At 71.1% G+C, this 21,877-nt stretch carries 20 protein-coding genes and 1 riboswitch; of the genes, 8 read left to right on the top strand and 12 right to left on the bottom strand.

The annotated features are described in order from the left end of the window. Nucleotide 1 precedes the first annotated feature (1 nt). The 3 genes from ACZ7GJ_RS04315 to ACZ7GJ_RS04305 form a co-directional block, all read right to left on the bottom strand. The gene (locus ACZ7GJ_RS04315) at nt 2–892 is read right to left on the bottom strand and encodes a carbohydrate ABC transporter permease (protein ID WP_470749256.1); all 891 of its coding nucleotides are present in this window, start codon (nt 890–892) and stop codon (nt 2–4) included. Next, complete coding sequence (locus ACZ7GJ_RS04310; RefSeq protein ID WP_470749255.1) at nt 889–1,911, bottom strand: carbohydrate ABC transporter permease; 1,023 nt, start codon at nt 1,909–1,911, stop codon at nt 889–891. Before ACZ7GJ_RS04310 ends, ACZ7GJ_RS04315 begins: the two co-directional genes overlap by 4 nt. A gap of 144 nt (nt 1,912–2,055) precedes the next feature. After that, nucleotides 2,056–3,342 (bottom strand): extracellular solute-binding protein, encoded by a 1,287-nt coding sequence (locus ACZ7GJ_RS04305; RefSeq protein WP_470749253.1) that lies wholly within the window; start codon nt 3,340–3,342, stop codon nt 2,056–2,058. 294 nt (nt 3,343–3,636) lie between these two features. Between ACZ7GJ_RS04305 and ACZ7GJ_RS04300 the strand changes: the two genes are divergently transcribed. The 5 genes from ACZ7GJ_RS04300 to ACZ7GJ_RS04280 all read left to right on the top strand — a co-directional run bounded on the left by ACZ7GJ_RS04300 (nt 3,637) and on the right by ACZ7GJ_RS04280 (nt 10,780). Then, a complete protein-coding gene (locus tag ACZ7GJ_RS04300; RefSeq protein ID WP_123080305.1) occupies nt 3,637–4,401 on the top strand; it encodes a GntR family transcriptional regulator in 765 nt (254 codons plus the stop codon). Between the two features lie 134 nt (nt 4,402–4,535). Continuing rightward, nucleotides 4,536–6,776, top strand: coding sequence for a carbon starvation CstA family protein (locus ACZ7GJ_RS04295; RefSeq protein WP_470749251.1), 2,241 nt, complete (start codon nt 4,536–4,538; stop codon nt 6,774–6,776). Continuing rightward, entirely contained in the window at nt 6,773–6,967 is a 195-nt protein-coding gene (locus ACZ7GJ_RS04290) for a CstA-like transporter-associated (seleno)protein (RefSeq protein WP_470749249.1), read from the top strand. Before ACZ7GJ_RS04295 ends, ACZ7GJ_RS04290 begins: the two co-directional genes overlap by 4 nt. A 128-nt stretch (nt 6,968–7,095) precedes the next feature. Next, nucleotides 7,096–7,227, top strand: a riboswitch (cobalamin riboswitch). A 143-nt stretch (nt 7,228–7,370) separates the two neighbouring features. After that, nucleotides 7,371–9,764: a ribonucleoside-diphosphate reductase subunit alpha gene (locus ACZ7GJ_RS04285; protein WP_470749247.1), complete on the top strand. Its 2,394-nt coding sequence runs from the start codon at nt 7,371–7,373 to the stop codon at nt 9,762–9,764. Beyond that, on the top strand, nt 9,764–10,780 hold the full coding sequence (locus tag ACZ7GJ_RS04280) for a ribonucleotide-diphosphate reductase subunit beta (RefSeq protein ID WP_470749245.1): 1,017 nt from the start codon (nt 9,764–9,766) through the stop codon (nt 10,778–10,780). The genes ACZ7GJ_RS04285 and ACZ7GJ_RS04280 overlap by 1 nt, the downstream gene beginning before the upstream one ends. On the opposite strand, the gene ACZ7GJ_RS04275 is transcribed toward ACZ7GJ_RS04280, so the two are convergent. Then, nucleotides 10,735–10,941, bottom strand: coding sequence for a hypothetical protein (locus tag ACZ7GJ_RS04275; protein WP_470749243.1), 207 nt, complete (start codon nt 10,939–10,941; stop codon nt 10,735–10,737). The two genes, ACZ7GJ_RS04280 and ACZ7GJ_RS04275, sit on opposite strands and share 46 nt — an antisense overlap. Before the next feature lie 81 nt (nt 10,942–11,022). Between ACZ7GJ_RS04275 and ACZ7GJ_RS04270 the strand changes: the two genes are divergently transcribed. After that, complete coding sequence (locus tag ACZ7GJ_RS04270; RefSeq protein WP_470749241.1) at nt 11,023–11,991, top strand: helix-turn-helix domain-containing protein; 969 nt, start codon at nt 11,023–11,025, stop codon at nt 11,989–11,991. Here ACZ7GJ_RS04270 and def read toward each other — a convergent pair. From def to ACZ7GJ_RS04230, 8 genes are all read right to left on the bottom strand, one after another. After that, on the bottom strand, nt 11,988–12,623 hold the full coding sequence (gene def, locus ACZ7GJ_RS04265; RefSeq protein WP_470749239.1) for a peptide deformylase: 636 nt from the start codon (nt 12,621–12,623) through the stop codon (nt 11,988–11,990). The genes ACZ7GJ_RS04270 and def overlap by 4 nt on opposite strands. Nucleotides 12,624–12,688: 65 nt before the next feature. After that, nucleotides 12,689–13,699 carry a tetratricopeptide repeat protein gene (locus ACZ7GJ_RS04260; RefSeq protein ID WP_470749237.1) on the bottom strand — a complete coding sequence of 337 codons (1,011 nt, stop codon included), beginning with the start codon at nt 13,697–13,699 and terminating at the stop codon, nt 12,689–12,691. A gap of 119 nt (nt 13,700–13,818) precedes the next feature. Further along, nucleotides 13,819–15,090 (bottom strand): HD-GYP domain-containing protein, encoded by a 1,272-nt coding sequence (locus tag ACZ7GJ_RS04255; protein WP_470749235.1) that lies wholly within the window; start codon nt 15,088–15,090, stop codon nt 13,819–13,821. Then, entirely contained in the window at nt 15,087–16,631 is a 1,545-nt protein-coding gene (locus ACZ7GJ_RS04250) for an HD-GYP domain-containing protein (RefSeq protein WP_470749233.1), read from the bottom strand. The genes ACZ7GJ_RS04255 and ACZ7GJ_RS04250 overlap by 4 nt, the downstream gene beginning before the upstream one ends. A gap of 208 nt (nt 16,632–16,839) precedes the next feature. Further along, nucleotides 16,840–17,157: a mycothiol system anti-sigma-R factor gene (gene rsrA / locus ACZ7GJ_RS04245; RefSeq protein WP_365918590.1), complete on the bottom strand. Its 318-nt coding sequence runs from the start codon at nt 17,155–17,157 to the stop codon at nt 16,840–16,842. After that, nucleotides 17,154–17,798 carry a sigma-70 family RNA polymerase sigma factor gene (locus ACZ7GJ_RS04240; RefSeq protein WP_008741505.1) on the bottom strand — a complete coding sequence of 215 codons (645 nt, stop codon included), beginning with the start codon at nt 17,796–17,798 and terminating at the stop codon, nt 17,154–17,156. Before ACZ7GJ_RS04240 ends, rsrA begins: the two co-directional genes overlap by 4 nt. A 417-nt stretch (nt 17,799–18,215) precedes the next feature. Further along, nucleotides 18,216–18,848 carry an alpha/beta hydrolase family protein gene (locus tag ACZ7GJ_RS04235; protein ID WP_470749231.1) on the bottom strand — a complete coding sequence of 211 codons (633 nt, stop codon included), beginning with the start codon at nt 18,846–18,848 and terminating at the stop codon, nt 18,216–18,218. Nucleotides 18,849–18,865: 17 nt separating this feature from the next. Further along, nucleotides 18,866–19,684 (bottom strand): SOS response-associated peptidase, encoded by an 819-nt coding sequence (locus ACZ7GJ_RS04230; protein ID WP_470749229.1) that lies wholly within the window; start codon nt 19,682–19,684, stop codon nt 18,866–18,868. Between the two features lie 53 nt (nt 19,685–19,737). On the opposite strand from ACZ7GJ_RS04230, the gene ACZ7GJ_RS04225 reads away from it, so the two are divergent. Both ACZ7GJ_RS04225 and aroA read left to right on the top strand, forming a co-directional pair. Beyond that, nucleotides 19,738–20,451, top strand: coding sequence for a M50 family metallopeptidase (locus tag ACZ7GJ_RS04225; protein WP_470749227.1), 714 nt, complete (start codon nt 19,738–19,740; stop codon nt 20,449–20,451). Between the two features lie 64 nt (nt 20,452–20,515). Then, nucleotides 20,516–21,871, top strand: coding sequence for a 3-phosphoshikimate 1-carboxyvinyltransferase (gene aroA / locus ACZ7GJ_RS04220; protein ID WP_470749225.1), 1,356 nt, complete (start codon nt 20,516–20,518; stop codon nt 21,869–21,871). The last annotated feature ends 6 nt before the right edge of the window (nt 21,872–21,877 follow it).

Here is a 21,877-nt window from a genome sequence, read left to right as displayed (position 1 = left end):
GTTATCCCTTCACGGCGCCGGCGGTCATCCCGCCGACGGCCTTGCGCTGGAGGAAGACGAAGATGAGCAGGACCGGGACCGCGAACAGCGAGGAGGCGGCCATGGTGGCGCCCCAGTCGTTGCCGAAGGCGGTCATGAACTCGGTCAGCCACAGGGGCAGGGTCTGCGCGGTCTTGTCCTTGTTCAGGATCAGGACCATCGCGAACTCGTTCCAGGCGGTGATGAAGCCGAAGAGCGAGGTGGACATCAGGCCGGGGGCCAGCAGCGGGAAGATCACCTTGCGGAAGGCCTGGCCGCGGGTGCAGCCGTCGATCTGGGCGGCCTCCTCCAGCGTCACCGGGACCGCGGCGATGAAGCCGCGCAGGGTCCAGATGGTGAAGGGGAGGATCATCACGAAGTAGATCGCGGTCAGCAGCGGGAGGCTGTTCAGCAGCTCGCTGTCGCGGGCGATCATGTACATCGCGATGACCATGACCTCCCAGGGCGCCATCTGGGCCATCATCACGGTGAGGACCAGGCCCTTGCGGCCCTTGAACTTCATCCGGGCGATGGCGAAGCTCGCGGCGAGGGCGACGAGCAGGGCCAGCACGACGGCGCCGACGGTGACCAGGACGCTGTTGGTGACGTACGTCCAGAAGTTCTCGACGCCGGTGGCCTTGGTGAAGTTGTCCAGCGTCGGGGTGAAGAAGAAGACCGGGTCCTTGGTGAGCATCTGGTCGGCGGGCTTGAGGGCCGACGCGAACATCCAGTAGACCGGGAAGACGAAGACGAGGGCCAGCAGGAGCGCGCCGAGGTTCTTGAAGACGGCTCCGGGGCGGACCGGGCGGCGCTTGCGGAGCTGCTGTGCGGGCTCGGCGGCCGGCGCGGGCTTCGGGGCGGTGGTCGTGCTCACTGCTCCTCCTCCTGCTTCAGGATCAGGCGGAAGTAGAAGGACATGACGATCACGAGGATCAGGATCGTCAGGACGGAGATCGCGGCGGCGAGGCCGTAGTGGGCCTGGCTCTGGCCCTCGACGTAGGCGAAGACCGGGAGGATCTCGGAGGCGCGGTCCGGGCCGCCCTTGTTCATCGCGTAGACCTGGGTGAAGGCCTTGAAGACCCAGATCACCTCAAGGAACGTGGTGATGAGGAAGAACGGCTTGAGGTTCGGGAAGACGATCTTCCAGAAGGTCTGCCAGCCGTTGGCCCCGTCCATCCGGGCGGCCTCGTACAGCTCGGCGCCGACGGTGGTGAGGCCGGCGTACATGTTGAGGGCGACGAAGGGGATGGAGCCCCAGACCACCAGGATCGTGACGATCACCAGGGTGGAGAGGCCGGTCTCCATCCAGTTGTGCTGCTCGTAGCCGGAGAAGCCGGCGGAGCGCATCACCCAGTTCATGACGCCGAACTGCTCGTCGAACAGCCACTTGAAGACCTGTACGGAGGCGACGATCGGCATGGCCCAGGCCATCACCAGGGCCATCGACAGGACCAGGCGCATCTTCTTGCCGAGCTTGTTCAGCAGGATGCCGATGAGGCTGCCGAGCACCATGATCAGTACGACGTTGGCCGCGGTGAAGGCGAAGGACCGGACCACGACGGTCCAGAACTTCGTATCGCCCAGCAGCTCGGTGTAGTTCTCGAACCCCGCGAAGGGGTACTTCCGCTGGATGAACTCGATCTTGTTGATGTCCTGGAAGGACAGGATCACGTTCTTGATCAGCGGGTACAGCAGGAGGGTCGCCAGGCTCAGGACTGCGGGCCCGACCAGCAGGTAGGGCAGCCACCCCGAGGGGAGCGACTTCCTGCCCCCGCGAGGAGACGTGCGGCCGGTGCCGGCTTCCGTGGCGGGCGCCTTCGGCGGCTGTCCGGCGGACTTCGGTGGTGCGTCCTGTGGAGCGCTGGTCGCCGCCCCCTGGGAGTGCACGGTCATGTCTTGGCTTCCTCGCGGTTGACTGTGGAGTCAATTGCGCGACCGGGGGCACGACGGGCGCGTGGCGCCCGCCGCACCCCCCGGTGCGTTCACACTGCTGGGTCCTGCGGGTACTGCGGGTGGAGCGGGTACTGCCGGGTGGGACTACTTGTTGATGCGGTTCGCGATTTCCTTGTCCGCGTCCGCGCCCGCCTTGGCGGCGTCCTCACCCTTCAGGACCTTGGTCATGAACTCCTTGATCGGGTTGGGCTCGGTCTCGACGTTCGCCCAGCCCGGGGTGACCGGGGTGATCTTGCCGTTGAGGCCGGCCTTGCCCATCGCCTCGGCGAAGGAGCCCGCAGGGGCCGCGAAGTTCGCAGCGGCCTGGTTCGGGAGCAGCGCGCCCTCGGTGGCGGCGGCGTACTTGGTCATCTGGTCCTTGCCTGCGGCGAGGGCCAGCCACTCCTTGGCGAGCTCCTTGTTCTTGGAGCGCTCGGCCACGGCGAGGTTCGAGCCGCCGAGGAACACGGTGCCCGGCTTGTCGGCCGTCTTGCCCGGGATCGGGAAGAAGCCGAAGTCGGCCTCCTTGCCCGCGTCCTTCAGGGCCTTCGCGGCGCCGCCGGCCTCCCAGCCGAGACCGATCCAGGAGGAGACGCCACCCTTGGGAACGATGTCGGTGGACTGCTGCGGGGTGGCCTCGTCCTTGTCCTTGGGGGCGCTGGAGAAGGACTGGAGCTTCTTGTAGAACTCCATGGCGGAGGCGGCCTGCGGGGTGCCGAGCTGGCCCTTCCACTTGGCGCCGTCCTTGACGGCGAGGTCGCCGCCCTCGTCCCACACGAAGCCGGCGAGGACGTACCAGCTCTGGCCGGGGAGGTAGATCGGCTGCGAGGCCGGGTCGGACGCCTTCAGCTTCTCCAGGCCGGCGACCCACTCGTCGCGGGTCTTCGGCGGGGTGACGCCGGCCTTCTCGTAGGCCTTCTTGTCGTAGATGACGACGCGGTTGGCGGCGTACCACGGGGCGGAGTAGAGCTTGCCGTCGATCTCGGCCGAGGCGAGCATGCTCTTCTGCCAGGCGTCGGCGCCGAGCTTGGCCTTGTCCTTGGTCAGGTCGGCGAGGCCGCCGGTGACCGCGTAGCCGGCGGTCTGGGTGTTGCCGAGCTCAAGGACGTCCGGCGGGGTGTTCTCGGAGAGGGCCGTGGTGACCTTCTCCTGGATGCCGGTCCACTTCTGCTCCTCGACCTTGACCGTGACACCGGGGTGCTTGGCCGAGAACTCCTTGTTGACCTCTTCGATCCACGCCTTCGGTGCGGAGCCGTCCATCACCCAGACGGTGATCTCCTTGGCCGCGCCACCCGACGCGTCGGCCTTCGGCTTGTCGTCGCCGTTGCCGCACGCCGCGACTCCGACCATCATTCCCACGACACCGACCGCCGCAATGAGCTTGCGCTTCACGCCACCCTCCTCAGGGATGCTGCCTGCAACTTCCCTCGCCCGCCGCGGTGACATAAGTACTCAAGTACTGCCCGTGGGGCCGGGATCTGATCCATATTGGTTTAGACCAGTAACCGGAGCTTGGCCTAGACCTTTGGGGGTGTCAAGGGTCTAATGAGCGGGTGATCGGTCCGTTACCGGACCGACACCTGGGGGAGGGAGGAGGCCTGTCCTCCCACCCGTGTCACGATGTGACCGCACATATCGGAGGAGCCGGTGACGGCAGCGAAACTGGAGTCGGGAAGGCGGGCGGCGATGGCCACCGAAGGGGCGACCACGGAGCCGGAAGGCGGGGCAGCCACTCGCACGGCGCGTGTGCCCAAGTACTACCGACTCAAGCGGCACTTGCTCGACATGACCGAAACCCTGCCCCCCGGCACCCCGGTCCCGCCGGAGCGCACGCTCGCGGCCGAATTCGACACATCCCGGACCACCGTCCGGCAGGCCCTGCAGGAGCTCGTCGTCGAGGGCCGGCTGGAGCGCATCCAGGGCAAGGGCACCTTCGTGGCCAAGCCCAAGGTCTCCCAGCCGCTCCAACTCTCCTCGTACACCGAGGACATGAGGGCCCAAGGACTGGAACCCACGTCCCAGCTCCTGGACATCGGCTACGTGACGGCCGACGACACCCTCGCCGGACTGCTCAAGATCGCCACCGGCGGACGGGTCCTGCGCATCGAGCGGCTGCGGCTGGCCAGCGGCGAGCCCATGGCCATCGAGACCACCCACCTTTCGGCCAAGCGCTTCCCCGCGCTGCGCCGCTCGCTGGCGAAGTACACCTCCCTCTACACCGCACTCGCCGAGGTGTACGACGTCCGCCTCGCCGAGGCGGAGGAGACCATCGAGACCTCCCTGGCGACCCCCCGCGAGGCCGGACTGCTCGGCACCGACGTCGGCCTGCCGATGCTGATGCTCTCCCGCCACTCGCTGGACGCCGACGGGGAGCCCGTGGAGTGGGTCCGCTCGGTCTACCGCGGCGACCGCTACAAGTTCGTCGCGCGGCTCCAGCGCCCCGCCGTCTGACCCACCCGCCCCGCCGCGGCGGAAGTCCCCGTACCGGAATCTCGTACCGATATACGGACGGGGTCTTACGTTCAGCACATGCCTCCCCCTAGATTCCCTGTGCTCACGCAGGTGATCGACGAGGGGACGAGGACATGGCGGAACCGGGATCAACAGGTACAGAGCGGAACACGGCGAGTCCGGGTACCACTCCGGACTCGCCTTCTGCGTCGGGGAGCCCGTCGCCGAAGTCGGTGGCCGCGTGGGTGCTGGTCGCACTCATCGGAGCCATCGGGTGGGGCGTACTGGCGCTCTCGCGCGGCGAGGAGATCTCGGCCGCCTGGCTGCTCGCCGCCGCGCTGGGCTCGTACGCCATCGGCTACCGGTTCTACGCGCGCTTCATCGCGAACCGCGTCCTGAAGGTGGACAAGACCAGGGCCACCCCCGCCGAACGCCTTGACAACGGTGTCGACTTCCACCCGACCGACCGGCGGGTGCTCTTCGGCCACCACTTCGCCGCCGTCGCGGGCGCGGGCCCCCTGGTCGGCCCGGTGCTGGCCTCCCAGATGGGCTACCTGCCGGGCACCATCTGGATCGTCGCGGGCGTGATCTTCGCGGGCGCGGTCCAGGACATGGTCACGCTGTTCTTCTCGACCCGGCGCAACGGCCGCTCGCTCGGGCAGATGGCCCGTGACGAGATCGGCCCGGTCGGCGGCGCCGCCGCGCTGGTCGCCGTGTTCGCCATCATGATCATCCTGCTGGCGGTGCTGGCGCTCGTCATCGTCAACGCACTGGCCGACTCGCCCTGGGGCGTCTTCTCCATCGGCATGACCATCCCGATCGCCCTCTTCATGGGCTTCTACCTGCGCGTCCTGCGGCCGGGCCGGATCACCGAGGTTTCGGCGATCGGCGTCGCGCTGCTGCTGCTCGCCATCGTCTCGGGCGGCTGGGTCGCGGAGTCCTCCTTCGCCGACGTCTTCACGCTGGAGAAGGAGACCCTGGTCCTCTGGATGATCGGGTACGGCTTCCTGGCCTCGGTGCTGCCGGTGTGGATGCTGCTGGCGCCGCGCGACTACCTCTCCACCTTCATGAAGATCGGCACCATCGCCCTGCTCGCGCTCGGCGTGGTCATCGCCATGCCGACGCTGAAGATGCCCGCGGTCACCGACTTCGCCTCCGGCGGCAACGGCCCGGTCTTCGCCGGCTCGATGTTCCCGTTCGTCTTCATCACCATCGCCTGCGGCGCGCTGTCCGGCTTCCACTCGCTGGTCTCCTCGGGCACCACCCCGAAGATGATCCAGAAGGAGACCCAGGTCCGGGTCATCGGCTACGGCGCCATGCTGACCGAGTCCTTCGTCGCCGTCATGGCGGTCATCGCGGCCTGCATCATCGAGCCGGGCCTGTTCTTCGCGGTCAACTCCCCCGGCGGCGTCGTCGGCACCACCGTCGAGGCGGCATCGCAGGCGGTGGGCAACTTCGGCTTCGCCATCTCCCCCGAGGCCCTCGCCCAGGCCGCGAAGGACGTGGAGGAGACGAGCCTGCTCTCCCGTACGGGCGGTGCGCCGACCTTCGCGCTCGGGATGTCGGAGATCTTCTCGTCCGTGATCGGCGGCGCCTCGCTGAAGGCGTTCTGGTACCACTTCGCCATCATGTTCGAGGCCCTCTTCATCCTGACCACCGTGGACGCCGGCACCCGCGTCGGCCGGTTCATGCTCCAGGACACCCTCGGCAACGTGCACAAGTCCTTCAAGGACGTCAGCTGGAAGCCCGGCGTCTGGTTCGCGAGCGCGATCGTCGTCGGCGGCTGGGGCTACTTCCTGTGGGTCGGCGTCAAGGACCCGCTGGGCGGCATCAACCAGCTCTTCCCGCTGTTCGGCATCGCGAACCAGCTCCTCGCGGCGGTCGCGCTGGCCGTCTGCACCACGCTGCTGGTCAAGTCCGGCCGGCTCAAGTGGGCCTGGGTGACGGGCGTGCCGCTGGCCTGGGACGTGGCCGTGACGCTCACCGCGAGCTGGCAGAAGATCTTCTCCTCGGACGTGGCCGTCGGCTTCTTCGCCCGGCGCGACCAGTACCAGGACGCCATCGACGCCGGGAAGGTCCTCAAGCCCGCCAAGAACATGGACGAGATGCACACCGTGGTCACCAACGCCACCGTGGACGGGGTCCTGTCGGTGCTCTTCGCGGTGCTGATCGTCATCGTGCTGCTGGACGCCGCGCGCACCTGCCTGGCCGCCGTCCGCAACCCCGCGGCGGTCGAGCTCTCCGAGGTCCCGTGGACCGAGTCGAAGATCGTCGCCCCGGCCGGGCTGATCCCCACCGCCGAGGAGCGGGCGGAGCTCGCCGCGGCCGGGCTCGACTCGGGCGGCGGCCGGGTCAAGGAGCCGGCGGCGTCATGAGCCTGCGCAGCGTGCTCGCGAGGGTCCGGTACTACGTACGGGAGTTCTCGGGCGAGGCGGCGTACGACCGCTACGCGGCCCACGCCCGCTCGCACGACCCGCAGGCCCCGCTGATGACCCGGCGGGCCTTCGAACGCGCCCGTACGGACGCCCGCGAGGCCGACCCGCGCGAGGGGTTCCGCTGCTGCTGAGCCCTGCCGTACCCACGAAGGCCCCGCCGGACGCTCCGGCGGGGCCTTTCGGCGGTAGCGGAGAGGTACGACTCGGGGACGGCGCGTCGTGGACGACACAACATGTGGTGGGTCACGCAACGCGGTGCCCCCACATGTATGCTCAAGGCTGCTGTCGCCGCAGGGGAATCCGGTGCGAATCCGGAACTGTCCCGCAACGGTATGAAGTGTCCGTCTACCGGACGCCAAGTCCGAGGACCTGCCGACAGCGCGCCCGGCTCGACCGAACCGGGTGCCGATACGTCCGGGCCTCGCGGTTGGGCCGGTGGACGCCATGCGGGGGACGCGATCCTGCCACGCCCGCATGCGCCCGCTCGCGCCCCGCCCCGCCGATGACCGGGCCGAGCGAGGGAGAGCTCCCCCCGTGACCATCGCGCCTGCCGCGCCGCGCGCCGAGTCCGACCAGCCCGCAGCCGAGGGTCCCGGGACCGCGTTGCTGCGGACCCTCACCGAGCTGACGGCCGACCTCCCCGACACCGACCCCGGCCGGGTCGCCGCCGCCGCGCTGCGCGGGCGCAGCTCCACCGCGGACGAGGCCGAGCTGCGGGGGCTCGCCACCGAGGCCGCCGCCGGTCTGATCTCCGAGGACCCCGCGTACTCCCGACTGGCCGCGCGCCTGCTGACGTTCGCCGTCGCCGACGAGGCCGCGGGCCAGGGGGCCACCTCCTTCTCCGCCTCCGTCGAGGTCGGCCACCGCGAGGGCCTGATCGCCGACCGCACGGCCGAGTTCGTACGCACCCACGCGAAGCGCCTCGACGCGCTGGTCGAGCACGCGCTCGCCGAGGGCGCGGACGACCGCTTCGGCTTCTTCGGCCTGCGCACCCTGCACAGCCGCTACCTGCTGCGCCACCCGATCACCCGCCAGGTCATCGAGACCCCGCAGTACTTCATGCTGCGCGTGGCCTGCGGCCTGGCCGAGGACGAGAGCCTGCGCGCCGTCGAGGAAGTGGCCTCGCTGTACCGGCTGATGAGCCGCCTCGACTACCTGCCGTCCTCCCCCACGCTCTTCAACTCCGGCACCCGGCACCCGCAGATGTCCTCCTGCTACCTGCTGGACTCCCCGCTGGACGAGCTCGACTCGATCTACGACCGCTACCACCAGGTCGCGCGCCTCTCCAAGCACGCCGGCGGCATCGGCCTCTCGTACTCCCGCATCCGCGCCCGCGGTTCGCTGATCCGCGGGACGAACGGCCACTCCAACGGCATCGTGCCGTTCCTGAAGACCCTCGACGCCTCCGTCGCCGCCGTGAACCAGGGCGGCCGCCGCAAGGGCGCCGCCGCCGTGTACCTGGAGACCTGGCACGCGGACATCGAGGAGTTCCTGGAGCTCCGCGACAACACCGGTGAGGACCAGCGCCGCACCCACAACCTGAACCTCGCCCACTGGGTGCCGGACGAGTTCATGCGCCGCGTGAACGCCGACGCCGACTGGTCGCTGTTCTCCCCGGCCGACGTCCCGGAGCTGGTGGACCTGTGGGGCGACGAGTTCGACGCCGCCTACCGCAAGGCCGAGGCGGACGGCCTGGCCCGCAAGACCATGCCCGCCCGCGACCTGTACGGCCGGATGATGCGCACCCTCGCGCAGACCGGCCAGGGCTGGATGACCTTCAAGGACGCCTCCAACCGCACGGCGAACCAGACCGCCGAGCCGGGCTCGGTCGTCCACTCCTCCAACCTGTGCACCGAGATCATCGAGGTCACCAACGACGGCGAGACGGCCGTCTGCAACCTCGGCTCGGTCAACATGGGTGCCTTCGTGGTGGACGGCGGGATCGACTGGGAGCGCCTGGACGAGACCGTCCGCACCGCGGTGACCTTCCTCGACCGCGTGGTGGACATCAACTTCTACCCGACCGAGCAGGCCGGCCGCTCCAACTCCCGCTGGCGCCCGGTGGGCCTGGGCGCGATGGGCCTCCAGGACGTCTTCTTCAAGCTGAAGCTGCCCTTCGACTCCCCCGAGGCGAAGGCGCTGTCCACGAAGCTCTCCGAGCGCATCATGCTCGCCGCGTACGAGGCCTCCTGCGACCTCGCCGAGCGCAGCGGCCCGCTGCCGGCCTGGGAGCAGACCCGTACCGCCCGCGGTGTCCTGCACCCGGACCACTACGCGGGCATCGAGCTGAACTGGCCCGAGCGCTGGGACGCGCTGCGCGCCCGCGTCGCGAAGACCGGGATGCGCAACTCGCTGCTCCTCGCCATCGCCCCGACGGCGACGATCGCCTCGATCGCCGGCGTGTATGAGTGCATCGAGCCGCAGGTCTCCAACCTCTTCAAGCGCGAGACGCTCAGCGGTGAGTTCCTCCAGGTCAACGGCTACCTGGTGGAGGAGCTGAAGGAGCTCGGCGTCTGGGACGCGCAGACCCGCGAGGCGCTGCGCGAGTCCAGCGGCTCCGTCCAGGGCTTCGGCTGGATCCCGGCCGAGGTGCGCGAGCTGTACCGCACGGCGTGGGAGATCCCGCAGCGCGGCCTGATCGACATGGCGGCGGCCCGTACGCCGTTCCTCGACCAGTCGCAGTCGCTGAACCTGTTCCTGGAGACGCCGACCATCGGGAAGCTGTCCTCGATGTACGCGTACGCCTGGAAGCAGGGCCTGAAGACCACGTACTACCTGCGCTCGCGCCCGGCGACGAAGATCGCCCGCGCCGCGCAGGCCGCCACCCCCGCGGCGCTCCCGCTGGCCGACGCCGCCGCCGAGGCCGCGGCCGCGGAAGCGCTCGCCTGCTCCCTTGAGAACCCCGAGTCCTGCGAGGCCTGCCAGTAATGAGCTCCACCGACAAGAAGAACCTCCTGGACCCGGGCTTCGAGCTCACGCTCCGCCCGATGCGCTACCCGGACTTCTACGAGCGCTACCGGGACGCGATCAAGAACACGTGGACGGTCGAGGAGGTCGACCTCCACTCGGACGTGGCCGACCTCGCGAAGCTGACGCCCGCTGAGCAGCACATGATCGGCCGGCTGGTCGCGTTCTTCGCGACGGGCGACTCGATCGTCTCCAACAACCTCGTGCTGACCCTGTACAAGCACATCAACTCCCCGGAGGCGCGCCTGTACCTGTCGCGCCAGCTGTTCGAGGAGGCCGTGCACGTCCAGTTCTACCTGACGCTGCTGGACACCTACCTGCCCGACCCGGACGACCGGTCGGCCGCCTTCGACGCGGTCGAGGAGATCCCCTCCATCCGCGAGAAGGCGCAGTTCTGCTTCAAGTGGATGGACTCGGTCGAGAAGATCGATCAGCTGGAGACGGCCGCTGACCGGCGCCGCTTCCTGCTGAACCTGATCTGCTTCGCCGCGTGCATCGAGGGCCTGTTCTTCTACGGCGCCTTCGCGTACGTCTACTGGTTCCGCTCGCGGGGTCTGCTGCACGGCCTGGCGACGGGCACCAACTGGGTGTTCCGCGACGAGACCATGCACATGAACTTCGCCTTCGAGGTCGTGGACACGGTCCGCAAGGAGGAGCCGGAGCTCTTCGACGACGCCCTCCAGCAGCAGGTCACCGACATGCTGAAGGAGGCCGTGGAGGCGGAGCTGCAGTTCGGCCGCGACCTGTGCGGTGACGGCCTGCCGGGTATGAACACCGAGTCGATGCGCGAGTACCTGGAGTGCGTCGCGGACCAGCGCCTGGTGCGCCTCGGCTTCCCGCCGGTGTACGGCTCGCAGAACCCGTTCTCGTTCATGGAGCTCCAGGGCGTCCAGGAGCTGACGAACTTCTTCGAGCGCCGCCCGTCGGCCTATCAGGTCGCGGTCGAGGGCACGGTCGACCTGGACGAGGACTTCTGAGTCGACCGGGTCACCGGGGTCGCGTGAACCGTTGATCGGCCGGCAGCCGCCTTGCGCAGCTGCCGGTCGATTCTGCGTTCCCGGGCCATTCCGTACAGGGGCGGCGCGAGGAGCAGGGCGGCGACGGCGAGGACGACGAGGTAGTTCAGGAAGGTGGTCATGGGTCCACTCTCGCGAGAGCGGCGAAAACCGGACAGTGGCAGGACTGTCATGGATCATCGAATTACTGCCACACTGTAGGCATGCTGACAAACGTGGCGGTGGCCCTCGTCGACGGAGTGGCCCCCTTCGAGTTCGGGATCTTCTGCGAGGTCTTCGGGATCGACCGCAGCTCGCAGGGCCTGCCGGTGTACGACTTCGCCGTGTGCGCGGCCGAGGAGGGCACCTTGACCATGGCCGACGTCGGCTTCGCCATCGCGCCCTCGTACGGCCTGGACCGGCTCGAAGAGGCTGACCTGATCTGTCTGCCCGCCGACCGGCAGGCGCCCGTACGGGACTACCCCGAGCCCTTCCTCGAAGCCCTGCGCCGGGCCGTGGACCGCGGGGCGCGGGTGCTCAGCGTGTGCAGCGGGGCCTTCGTGCTCGGCGCGGCCGGGCTACTGGACGGGCGCCGGTGCACCACCCACTGGATGCACGCCCCGGCCCTGGCGCGCCGCTTCCCGCGGGCCGAGGTCGACCCGGACGTGCTCTACGTGGACGAGGGCCAGGTCATCACCTCCGCCGGCACCGCCTCGGGCATCGACGCCTGCCTGCACGTGGTCCGCCAGGAGCACGGGGCCGAGGTGGCCAACACCATCGCCCGGCGGATGGTCGTACCGCCCCACCGGGACGGCGGGCAGGCCCAGTACATCCAGCGCCCGCTCCCGCGGACCGCCTGCGACACGGTCGGGGAGGTCATCGCCTGGATGGCCCGCCACCTGGAGGACGAGATCACCGTCGAGCAGCTCGCGGAGCGCGCGCACATGTCCGCGCGCACCTTCGCCCGGCGCTTCCTCCAGGAGACCGGCACCACCCCGTACCAGTGGGTGCTGCGCCAACGGGTGCTGCTGGCGCAGGAGCTGCTGGAGTCCACGGACCAGACCGTCGACGCCATCGCGGGCCGCTGCGGCTTCGGCAACGCGGCCGCCCTGCGCCACCACTTCCTGCGGACCCTGGGCACCACGCCGAATTCCTTCAGGCGTGCCTTCCGGGGCCCGCAGGCCGTCGCCTAGGCGTTGGGGACGGTCTCGTAGCGCGGGGTGCCCTCGTCCATCTGCCGCAGCGCGTCCTTGCGGTCGCGCTTGGAGAGCCGGTCGATGTACAGGTACCCGTAGAGGTGGTCGGTCTCGTGCTGCAGGCAGCGCGCGAAGTAGCCGGTGCCGCGCACCTTGATGGGGTTGCCCTGCGCGTCCTGGCCGGTGACCTCGGCGTAGTCCGGGCGGGCCAGGGAGGCGTACGCGGTGGGCACCGACAGGCAGCCCTCGTTGGAGTCGTCCAGCACGCGCGCGGTGGCCGGGAGCTCGACGAGCCTGGGGTTGACCACGACACCGGTGTGGCGGTTGCCGTCGTCGTCCGGGCAGTCGTAGACGAAGACCTTGGCGTCCACGCCGATCTGGTTCGCGGCCAGGCCGACGCCCTCGGCGGCCTTCTGGCTGGCGAACATGTCGTCGATCAGCTGCGCCAGCTCGTCGCCGAACTCGGTGACGTCCTTGCACTCCCGGTGCAGCACCGGATTGCCGACGACCGTGATCGGGCGGGCCGTGCCGCGCTCGCGGTGGGCGAGCTCGCGCGCCTCACAGTCCTCGGTGTCCACGACGTAACCGTCGTTGACGGTCTCGACGACCTCGTTCTCCTGCTGCGCCATGTCCGCCGTACGCCTTCCGTAAGTCCACCCGTTCACAATGTGCCGGTACAGCCTACGGTGCCGGGTCAGCAGACCTCTTCGAGATCCCGCCATTCACGGGTGTCCGGACTGTCCGAGACCCAGCCGTCGAGCAGCCCGCGCACCAGACCGGCCGGAGCGGCGATCCCGCACTCGCGCTCGGGCACCCACAGGGACCCGGACCCGGCCGTACGGTGCCCCAGCGGGCCGGGGTGCCCCGGTTCGCTGTGGTCGTGCGGGTCCAGGTGCTCCCCGTCGCCCTCGCCGCTCGGCATCGCGCTCTCCGAGCAGGTCCGGCACAGCAGCCGCACGGAGGACGACCAGTCCTCGGCGGCGAAGCCGGCGTCGGAGGCCAGCTGCTCCAGCGCGTTGCGGTCCGCCTCGGTGGCCGCCTCCAGCAACACCACCCAGGTCGGCACCGGGGAGGGCGCCCACAGCTCGATCTCGTCGAAGACGGGGTACGAGGGACCGGCCGCGGTGACCCGCTCGCCGTGCGGGACCCCGTCGTGCAGGACGACCTCGCCCCAGCGCCGCCCCGAGGAGGGCAGCGGGATCGACAGGACCTCCATGCGGGCCGGGTCCAGCCGGCGGCCCCAGACCACCTCGGCCTCGCCCTCGGGCGACAGCCGCACGGCGGCGCTGCCGAGCTCCATGCCGACCGGTTCGCCGCTGTGCCGCCCGTTGTGGGCGCCGGCGCCGTGGGGGTCCCCGGGCACCTTCAGCCCGTACGCCTGCCAGGCGCGCCGGGCCAGCGGCCAGTCCTGGAGCGCGGTCGCGGCGATCCCGACGTTCCACCAGTCCGGGGCGCCGGTCTCACGGTCCAGCAGGGCCACGGCGCGCAGTCCGGCGGCCCGCGCCTGCTCCCAGTCGTGCCGGAACTTGTGCAGCAGGGCCAGGTTGAACCAGGACTCGGACAGCCAGGGTTCCAGGTCCGCGGCTCTGGTCAGGAGCGCGCCCGCGTCCTCGTACCGCCCGTCGCCGATCAGCGTGAACGCGCGGTCGGTGGCCTGCCGCCACGAAGCGGAGGGCCGATGCCGTACCTTCCCGAAGATCCTCACGATTCCCGCCTGCCTGGGGGCACCACCCGGCGCTAGCCGGGTGCCAACGGTGCAGCCTTGCGGACACTCTCACTGGCATCCAACCATGCCCACTCGGACGGCCGCTCATTACCCATGGGTTACCCAGCCTGGACAGGACCGACGCTGCCCCGTCCACCCCGGGCCAGAACCCTGGCCAGACACTCCACGACCTCTGGCTGATAGTCGTGCCCGGTGCCCAGGCGCAGCCGCTCCAGGGCCGCCAGTGAGCCGCTCGGGTGACGGGTCCCGCCCACCAGGTCCTCGTACGCGTTCACGGTGCGCACGATCCGGGCGGCGACGGGCTGCTCCCGGTACGGGTCCGCCTGCCGCTCCACCACCACCGCGACCTCGGTCGGCACCCCCGTCTGGCGGGCCACCTCCCCGCCCAGCTCGGCGATCCGCCGGGCCTCGGCGGCCGGCAGCTCCGCGGTCGCCCCGGCCGGGACCGGGTCGACGAGGGCGAGCTGGCCGATGTCGTGCATCAGGGCGGCGTACTCCAGCACCCCGAGCTCCCGCTCCGACAGGCCCAGCTCCCGGCCCACGGCGCAGCTCAGCGCGGCGACCCTGCGGGAGTGGCCGGGCCGGGTGTAGCCGGCGATCTCGGTGGCGCGGGCCAGGGAGGTGATGGTCTGGCGGTAGGTGGTGCGGATCGCGGTGATCCGGTGGAAGGACAGCTGGGTCAGCAGCAGCGGCACGCTGAAGACGGGAACCGCCCACAGGCCCGCACCGGCCACACCGAGGGCCATCACGACCCCGGTGGCGCAGATCGCGGAGCCGATGCCGAGCTGGGCGCGCAGCTCGTCGCGCAGGAGCGGACCGTACGGCCAGCCGGTGCGGGCCCCGGCGAGGGCGGCGGCGAGCACGGCGTCGCACAGGGCGGTGAGGCCGAGCAGGCAGAGCAGGAAGAGGACGAGGTACGGGCCCTGCCCCACCAGGTCCTCCAGCCGGCCCGAGTTGTACAGCGGCTGGAAGCAGACGGCGGCGAAGGTGACGGTGAGGACCCGGCGGGCCAGGTGGTCGAGGGCGGGCCCGCGGCCGCGGGCGATGTGCGGGACGATCCCCACGAGGGCCGCTGCGACGACGACCGCGACGATCTGCAGGACGCCGTGGTGCGTGGGCCGCCCGGCGGTCTCGCCGAGCAGCGCGTACGCGAGGGCCCCGGCGGAGGCGAGCGGGGCGGTCCGGTGCAGGGCGGTGTGGTCGCTGTCGGCGTCCGGGTCCCGGCGGGCCAGCTCGCCCACGACGATCAGCGCGCCGAAGGCGAGGGCGTTCCCGGGCTCGACGAGGCCGTTCCACAGGGTGTGCGCGAGGGCCACCGCGATCAGCAGCCCGGCGGCGCCGCGCACCGTCCACACGGCCCAGGCCCTCATGCGTTCCCCTCGGTTCCGCGGCCGCCGTCCCCGGGCGGGGCGGCCGCGCCGGTGCCGGAGCGCGCCTCGGCGGCGGCCGGCGCTGGCGGGGAGGCCCGCCGATCCTCGCGCTGGCGGCCCAGCAGGCCGGCCGGCGGCGCCGTCGCGGACAGCCCGTCCGGCGGGGCCGTCGGCCCCGCGGCGGCGGCGCCGGCCGCGATGACCTGGAGGTCGTCGTCCGAGGTCACCACCGGGTGCCAGCCCTGCCGCCCGATGGCGCTGACCAGGGCCCGGACCATCGCCGGGTCGAACTGCGCCCCGGCGCACCGCTCCAGCTCCGCCAGCGCGGTCGGCACGGGGCGGGCCCGGCTGTAGGAGCGGGTGGAGGTCATCGCGTCGAAGGCGTCGGCCACCGCCACCACCCGGGCCAGTACCGGGATCTGCTCGCCGGTCAGCCCGTACGGATAGCCGGAGCCGTCGACCCGCTCGTGGTGGTGCAGGATCGCCGCCCTGGCCTCCCCCAGGAAGCCGATGCCGCGCACCATCTCGTGCCCGTACTCGGGGTGCAGCTCGATGATCCGGCGCTCCTCCGGGGTGAGCGGGCCGTCCTTGCGCAGCAGCCTGGTGGGGACGCCGAGTTTGCCGACGTCGTGCAGGATCCCGGCGATGCGGACGACTTCGAGCCGGTCCTCGGCCATGCCCAGCTCGCGGGCGATCATCGCGGAGGCCTGGCCGACCCGCTCGCTGTGCCCGCGCGTGTAGCGGTCCTTGATGTCCACGGCCTGCACCAGCGCCCGGATCGTGGCCCGGTGGGCGGCGCGCTCGCGGTGGTACTGGGCGAAGACCCAGCAGGAGATGTACATCGGCAGCAGGACGAGCAGCGCTGCCGGGAGTCCGTACGGGCTGCGCCACATGACGGCCATCATCAGCCCGGCGAGGCCGTGCACGCAGTGCGGGGCGAGGGACCGGGTGAGCAGTCCGCGCCAGGCGGTGGCGGCGGGCCGGCGTTCGGCGGTGGCCAGGATGCCCCCGTCGAGGGCGGTGAGCACCAGGCAGAAGGCGGCGGCCGCGGCCGCCGCGGGGAGCATCACGTACGGGAAGTCGGCGACCCAGGCGGCCGGATCGGGCGGGCCCTGCGGCCCGGACCCCCCGGGGGAGTCCCCGCCGAGCGCGGCCGGGCCGCGCAGCAGCCCGTAGGCCTGCCCGGCGGCCCAGGCGGCTATGGACTGCTGCCCGGCGTGCCACACGCGGCGCACCCAGGCGGGCCGCTGGACCACCGTCCCGGCCAGCCCGCCCGGCAGCGCGACGAGCGCGGCGGCGGCGGGCGGCAGCAGGAAGACGGCGGCGAGCACCACGGGGAAGAAGGAGCCGAGCCCCTCGGGCACCCGGCGGCCCAGCAGCGGGCAGGTCTTGACGAGTTCGCAGCCGAGGTAGAGCACGGTCAGCAGGCCCACGGCCGGCCACGGGGTGGCGGGATCGGCGAGGGCCGGTGCGACGCAGAGGACCGCGGCGAGGACGGCGCACAGGATGTAGGCGCGCGCCATCGGCGGAAGTACCCGCATGGCGCTCTCCTCCCCCTGTGCGGTGCATGCCAGGTACCGAATCAAACCAGTACCGATTGGGGAGAATAAGTGGGGCCACGAGCGAGGTGGGCCACATTTTCGCGTTGCGCCATGCGGAGGCCCCCGGATTACCACCTTCGGGTGAAGGAAGTGACGTTCCGGGGGCGGTCGTTCGCGTTGTTCAATAAGAAACCATTAAGGGTCCGGACTATCCGGTCGCGGGCCCCGCGGCAGCCGGACCGGCGGTGATGTCATGATCCGGCACCGCCTGCCCCGAACGGATCAGTTCGATCCGCCCCATCACCTTCGACCGCAGGTCGCTCGGCACGTCGTCCGACCCGCAGCAGCGCTTGACCAGCTTCTTGACGGCCTGCTCCAGGCCGTATTTCTCCAGACAGGGATTGCACTCGCCGAAGTGCGTCTCGAACTTCGTGCAGTCCGTGTCGGGCATCTCGTGGTCCAGGAACTCGTAAAGGTGATCCAGGACCTCAGCGCACTCCGTCTCGTGCGGCTCTCCGCAGCTCATGAGCCCGAGCCTTTCAGGTCGTTCGACTCTCCCGCGCCCGCGGGGACCAGCCCTCGCTCACGGGCGTAGTCCTCCAGCATTCCGCGGAGTTGACGGCGGCCACGGTGCAGTCGCGACATGACCGTACCGATGGGTGTACCCATGATGTCCGCGATCTCCTTGTACGCAAAGCCCTCTACGTCGGCAAGATAGACCGCGATGCGGAACTCCTCCGGAATGGCCTGCAGGGCTTCCTTCACATCCGAATCGGGCAGGTGGTCGAGCGCCTGCGACTCGGCGGAGCGGAGCCCGGTCGACATGTGCGACTCGGCGCGCGCCAGCTGCCAGTCCTCGATCTCCTCCGCGGCACTGCGCTGGGGTTCGCGCTGCTTCTTGCGGTAGGAGTTGATGAAGGTATTGGTCAGAATGCGGTACAGCCACGCCTTCAGGTTGGTGCCCTCGCGGAACTGGTGGAAGGACGCGTATGCCTTCGCGTACGTCTCCTGGACCAGGTCCTCGGCGTCGGCCGGATTGCGCGTCATGCGCAGCGCGGCCGAGTACATCTGGTCGAGGTAGCCGAGGGCATCCCTCTCGAAGCGCGCATTGCGCTCCGGTGTGGTTTCCTCCGCGTGGCCTTCGTCGGTCCCAGCGACAGGACCCACCTCCTCCGACTGCGTGGCGACTCCGAAAGCGGACCCGCTCGAATCGGAGAATAGTCGACCATCCCGGTCCGCCGCCGCCCGGAGCGAGCCGCGCTTGGGCCCGGGCAGCACCGTCCAGTCCAGGTCAGCGGCCTGCGGACGGTTCTGGCTGATGACCTGGGTCATGCGCTCCCACTCCTCCGACGATTTCCCGTACGTACCGACATCCGGGACAACAGAAGGGCCCTGCCGCGCATTCCCCGCCGGGAGACGGGTTTCGGCCCTTTCCCGGCCCTTTCCCGGCCGGTGCGCGCGGGGGTGAGGGGGATCACCCGGGAGCCGGCCGGATCCGCGGCCGCTCTCCATCCACTCCCAAGCCGTCCTCCATCCGGGCACCGCCCGTACGCGCACGTCATACGCGCACGTCGTACGCCCACGTCATACGGGCAGCCGCGCCAGCCAGTCCCCGACCGCCGCCGTGATCAGGTCGAGGGCCTCCTCCTGGGTCGGCCCGGCCTTCTTCGGCACCGCGAACCCGTGGTCCCCGTACGGGATCTCCACGAGCTCGTGGCCGCCCTCGGGGAACTCCTCCGGGCGCCCGAAGGGGTCGCGCCCGCCCTGCACCACCAGGGTCGGGCGCCCGGCGCCGAGCAGTTCCTCGGCGCGGGACTTCTCGGGCCGGCCCGGCGGGTGCAGCGGGAAGGCCAGGGCCAGCACGGCGGCCGCGCCCAGTTCGACCGCGGTCCGGCAGGCCACCCGGGCCCCGGCGCTGCGCCCGCCCGCGACCACCGGCAGGCCGGACCCCGCCAGCACCGGCCACAGGCCCCGCCAGCCCTCGTCGAGCACCTTGGGCGCGGCGGCGACCTTCTTCCCGGCGACCCGCCAGGGCTGTTCCACCAGGGCCACGCTGACCCCGCGCGGGGGCAGGGCCCCGGCCAGGGCCTTCAGGTCGCGGGCCTCGATGCCGCCGCCCGCGCCGTGGCCGAGGGCGAGCACGAGCCGCGGCTCGTGGGCGGGGTACCAGGTGACGCGGGCCTCGCCCGCCGGGGTGTCGACGCTCTCGGTGGTCATGGGCCGATCATGCCGGGTCAGAACAGCGTGCCCTCTTCCGGCGCGGCCAGCTCCTCCAGCAGCTCCGGCCCGCCGTTGCGCACGTTGCTGACGGCGGTGGACACCGGGTAGGCCCGCATCAGCCCGCCGGGCGGCGGCGCGAGCAGCCCCCGCAGCTCCCCCTCGGTGTCGGTGTTCGCCGGGTCCAGCCAGGCGTCCCAGCGGTCCGGGGGCAGCATCAGCGGCATCCGGGGGTGGATCTCGGACAGCGAGCGCGGCCCCTCCGCCGGGGCCGCGGCCAGCGGACCCGTCTCGGCCTCCGTGGTGATCACCGAGCAGGTCGCCCACCAGGCGAGCGGGTGCGCGTCGGGCAGGGTCCGGTCGCGCCAGAACTCGTATATGCCGGCCATCGCGAAGACGGAGCCGTCGGAGGGCAGGACGAAGTACGGCTGCTTGCGGGCCCTCTTCTTCTTGCCTTCGACCTCCAGCTGCCGCTCGTCGTGGGCGGTGACCCACTCGTAGTACCCGTCGGCGGGGATGATGCAGCGGCGCTGGGCGAAGGGGCGGCGGAAGGACGGTTTCTCGTGCAGCGTCTCGGACCGGGCGTTGATCATCCGGGCGGCGCCGTCGGGGTTCTTGGCCCAGGACGGGACGAGCCCCCACTTCAGGACGCGCAACTGCCGAACCGGACGCGGGCTCGGTGCGTCTTTCAGTGGACGGTCCAGGACGACGTGGACCTGCTTCGTCGGGGCCACGTTCCAGTCGGGTGCCAGCGTCTCCGTCGGCTCCCACTTCTCGACCCCGAAGAGCCGCACCAGGTCCTCGGGCCCTCGGCTCGCCGCATACCTTCCGCACATGGCTGCCACACTGCCATGGCACCCGGCCACCACCGCAAGGAGTCCGCCAGATCATGTACGTCAGCAGCACCGCCGGTCTCTGGGACCGGCTCACGGGCATACAGGCAGCGCCCGAGCGGTGGCTGGTGATCGCGACGGGGCTGGCCGCACTGGCCGCCGTGGGTCCCCGCCCGCTGTGGCGGCTCTCGCGCAACGCCGTGACCATCGCCCACGAGGGCGGACACGGGCTGCTGGCGCTGCTGACCGGGCGCAAGCTCGACGGGATCCGGCTGCACTCGGACACCAGCGGGGTCACCGTCAGCCGGGGCAAGCCCTACGGGCTCGGGATGATCCTGACCGCCGCGGCCGGGTACACGGCGCCCTCGCTGCTCGGCCTCGGCGGGGCGGCGCTGCTGTCGGCGCACCGGATCACGCTGCTGCTGTGGGCGGCCACGGCGCTGCTCGCGGCCATGCTGGTGATGATCCGGAACGCGTACGGGGCGCTGACGGTGGTGCTGACGGGCGCCGCGTTCGTGCTCGTGTCCTGGCTGGCTCCGGCCGACGTGCAGGCGGTGTTCGCGTACGCGGTGGTGTGGTTCCTGCTGCTGGGCGGCGTCCGGCCGGTCTTCGAACTGGGTGCTAAGCGCAGGCACGGGGGCGCACCGGATTCCGACGCGGACCAGTTGGGGCGGCTCACCCATCTGCACCCGGTGGTCTGGCTCCTGCTCTTCCACGTCGTCGCGCTCTGCTCGCTGGTCGGCGGCGGACGCTGGCTGCTCGACCTCTGACCGACCCCTGAGACGGCTCCGCGATCAAGATCTGCCATCGTGGGTAGCCACTAAAGTGGGGGCCATGACCGAGACCTCCGCGCTCCCCGCCCTCTGGCCCGCCCCGCTCGCCGACGCCGCCGTCCACGCCACCGTCGCCGTGCCCGGGTCCAAGTCGGTCACCAACCGCGCCCTCGTGCTCGCGGCGCTCGCCTCCGAGCCCGGCTGGGTGCGCCGCCCGCTGCGCTCGCGCGACTCCCAGCTGATGTCGGACGCCCTGCGCGCGATGGGCGTCGGCATCGAGGAGACCGTCTCCTCCGCCTACGCCGGTGACGGCGCGGGCGGCGAGGCCTGGCGGATCATCCCGGCCCCCCTGCGCGGACCGGCCACCGTCGACGTCGGCAACGCGGGCACGGTCATGCGCTTCCTGCCGCCGGTCGCCACCCTCGCCGCCGGCGACATCCGCTTCGACGGCGACCCGCGGTCCTACGAACGCCCGCTCGGCCAGGTGATCAACGCGCTGCGCGCCCTCGGCGCCCGGATCGACGACGACGGCCGGGGCGCGCTGCCCCTGACCGTCCAGGGCGGCGGGGCCCTGGAGGGCGGCACGGTCGAGATCGACGCCAGCAACTCCTCGCAGTTCGTCTCCGCCCTGCTGCTCTCCGGCCCGCGCTTCAACCAGGGCATCGAGGTCCGGCACGTGGGCTCCAACCTGCCCTCGATGCCGCACATCCGGATGACCGTGGAGATGCTCCGCGCGGCGGGCGCCCAGGTGGACACCCCCGAGGCCGGCGGCGAGAAGGACGTGTGGCGGGTCGCGCCCGGCGCCCTGCTCGGCCGCGACATGGTCGTCGAGCCCGACCTCTCCAACGCGCAGCCCTTCATGGCGGCGGCCCTGATCACCGGCGGCACGGTCACCATCCCGGACTGGCCGCGCCGCACCACGCAGCCCGGTGACGCGCTGCGCCGGATCTTCACGGAGATGGGCGGCTCCTGCGAGCTGACCGACGCGGGCCTGGTCTTCACCGGCACCGGCAAGATCCACGGCATCGACGTGGACCTCGGCGAGGTCGGCGAGCTGACCCCGGGCATCGCCGCGGTCGCCGCCCTGGCCGACTCCCCCTCCACCCTGCGCGGGGTGCAGCACCTGCGGCTGCACGAGACGGACCGGCTGGCGGCGCTCACCAAGGAGATCAACGAGCTCGGCGGCGACGTCACCGAGACGGCCGACGGTCTGCACATCCGGCCGCGCCCGCTGCACGGCGGCGTGTTCCACACGTACGACGACCACCGGATGGCCACCGCGGGCGCGGTGATCGGCCTGGCCGTGGAGGGCGTGCGCATCGAGAACGTGGCGACGACCGCGAAGACCCTGCCCGACTTCCCGAGGATGTGGTCCGACATGCTCGCCGGCCAGGCGCCGACGGGTGCGGGAGCGTAGGGCACG

The organism is Streptomyces sp. NPDC037242, assembly GCF_055604165.1.
This window is presented reverse-complemented; position numbering and strand designations above follow the sequence as displayed.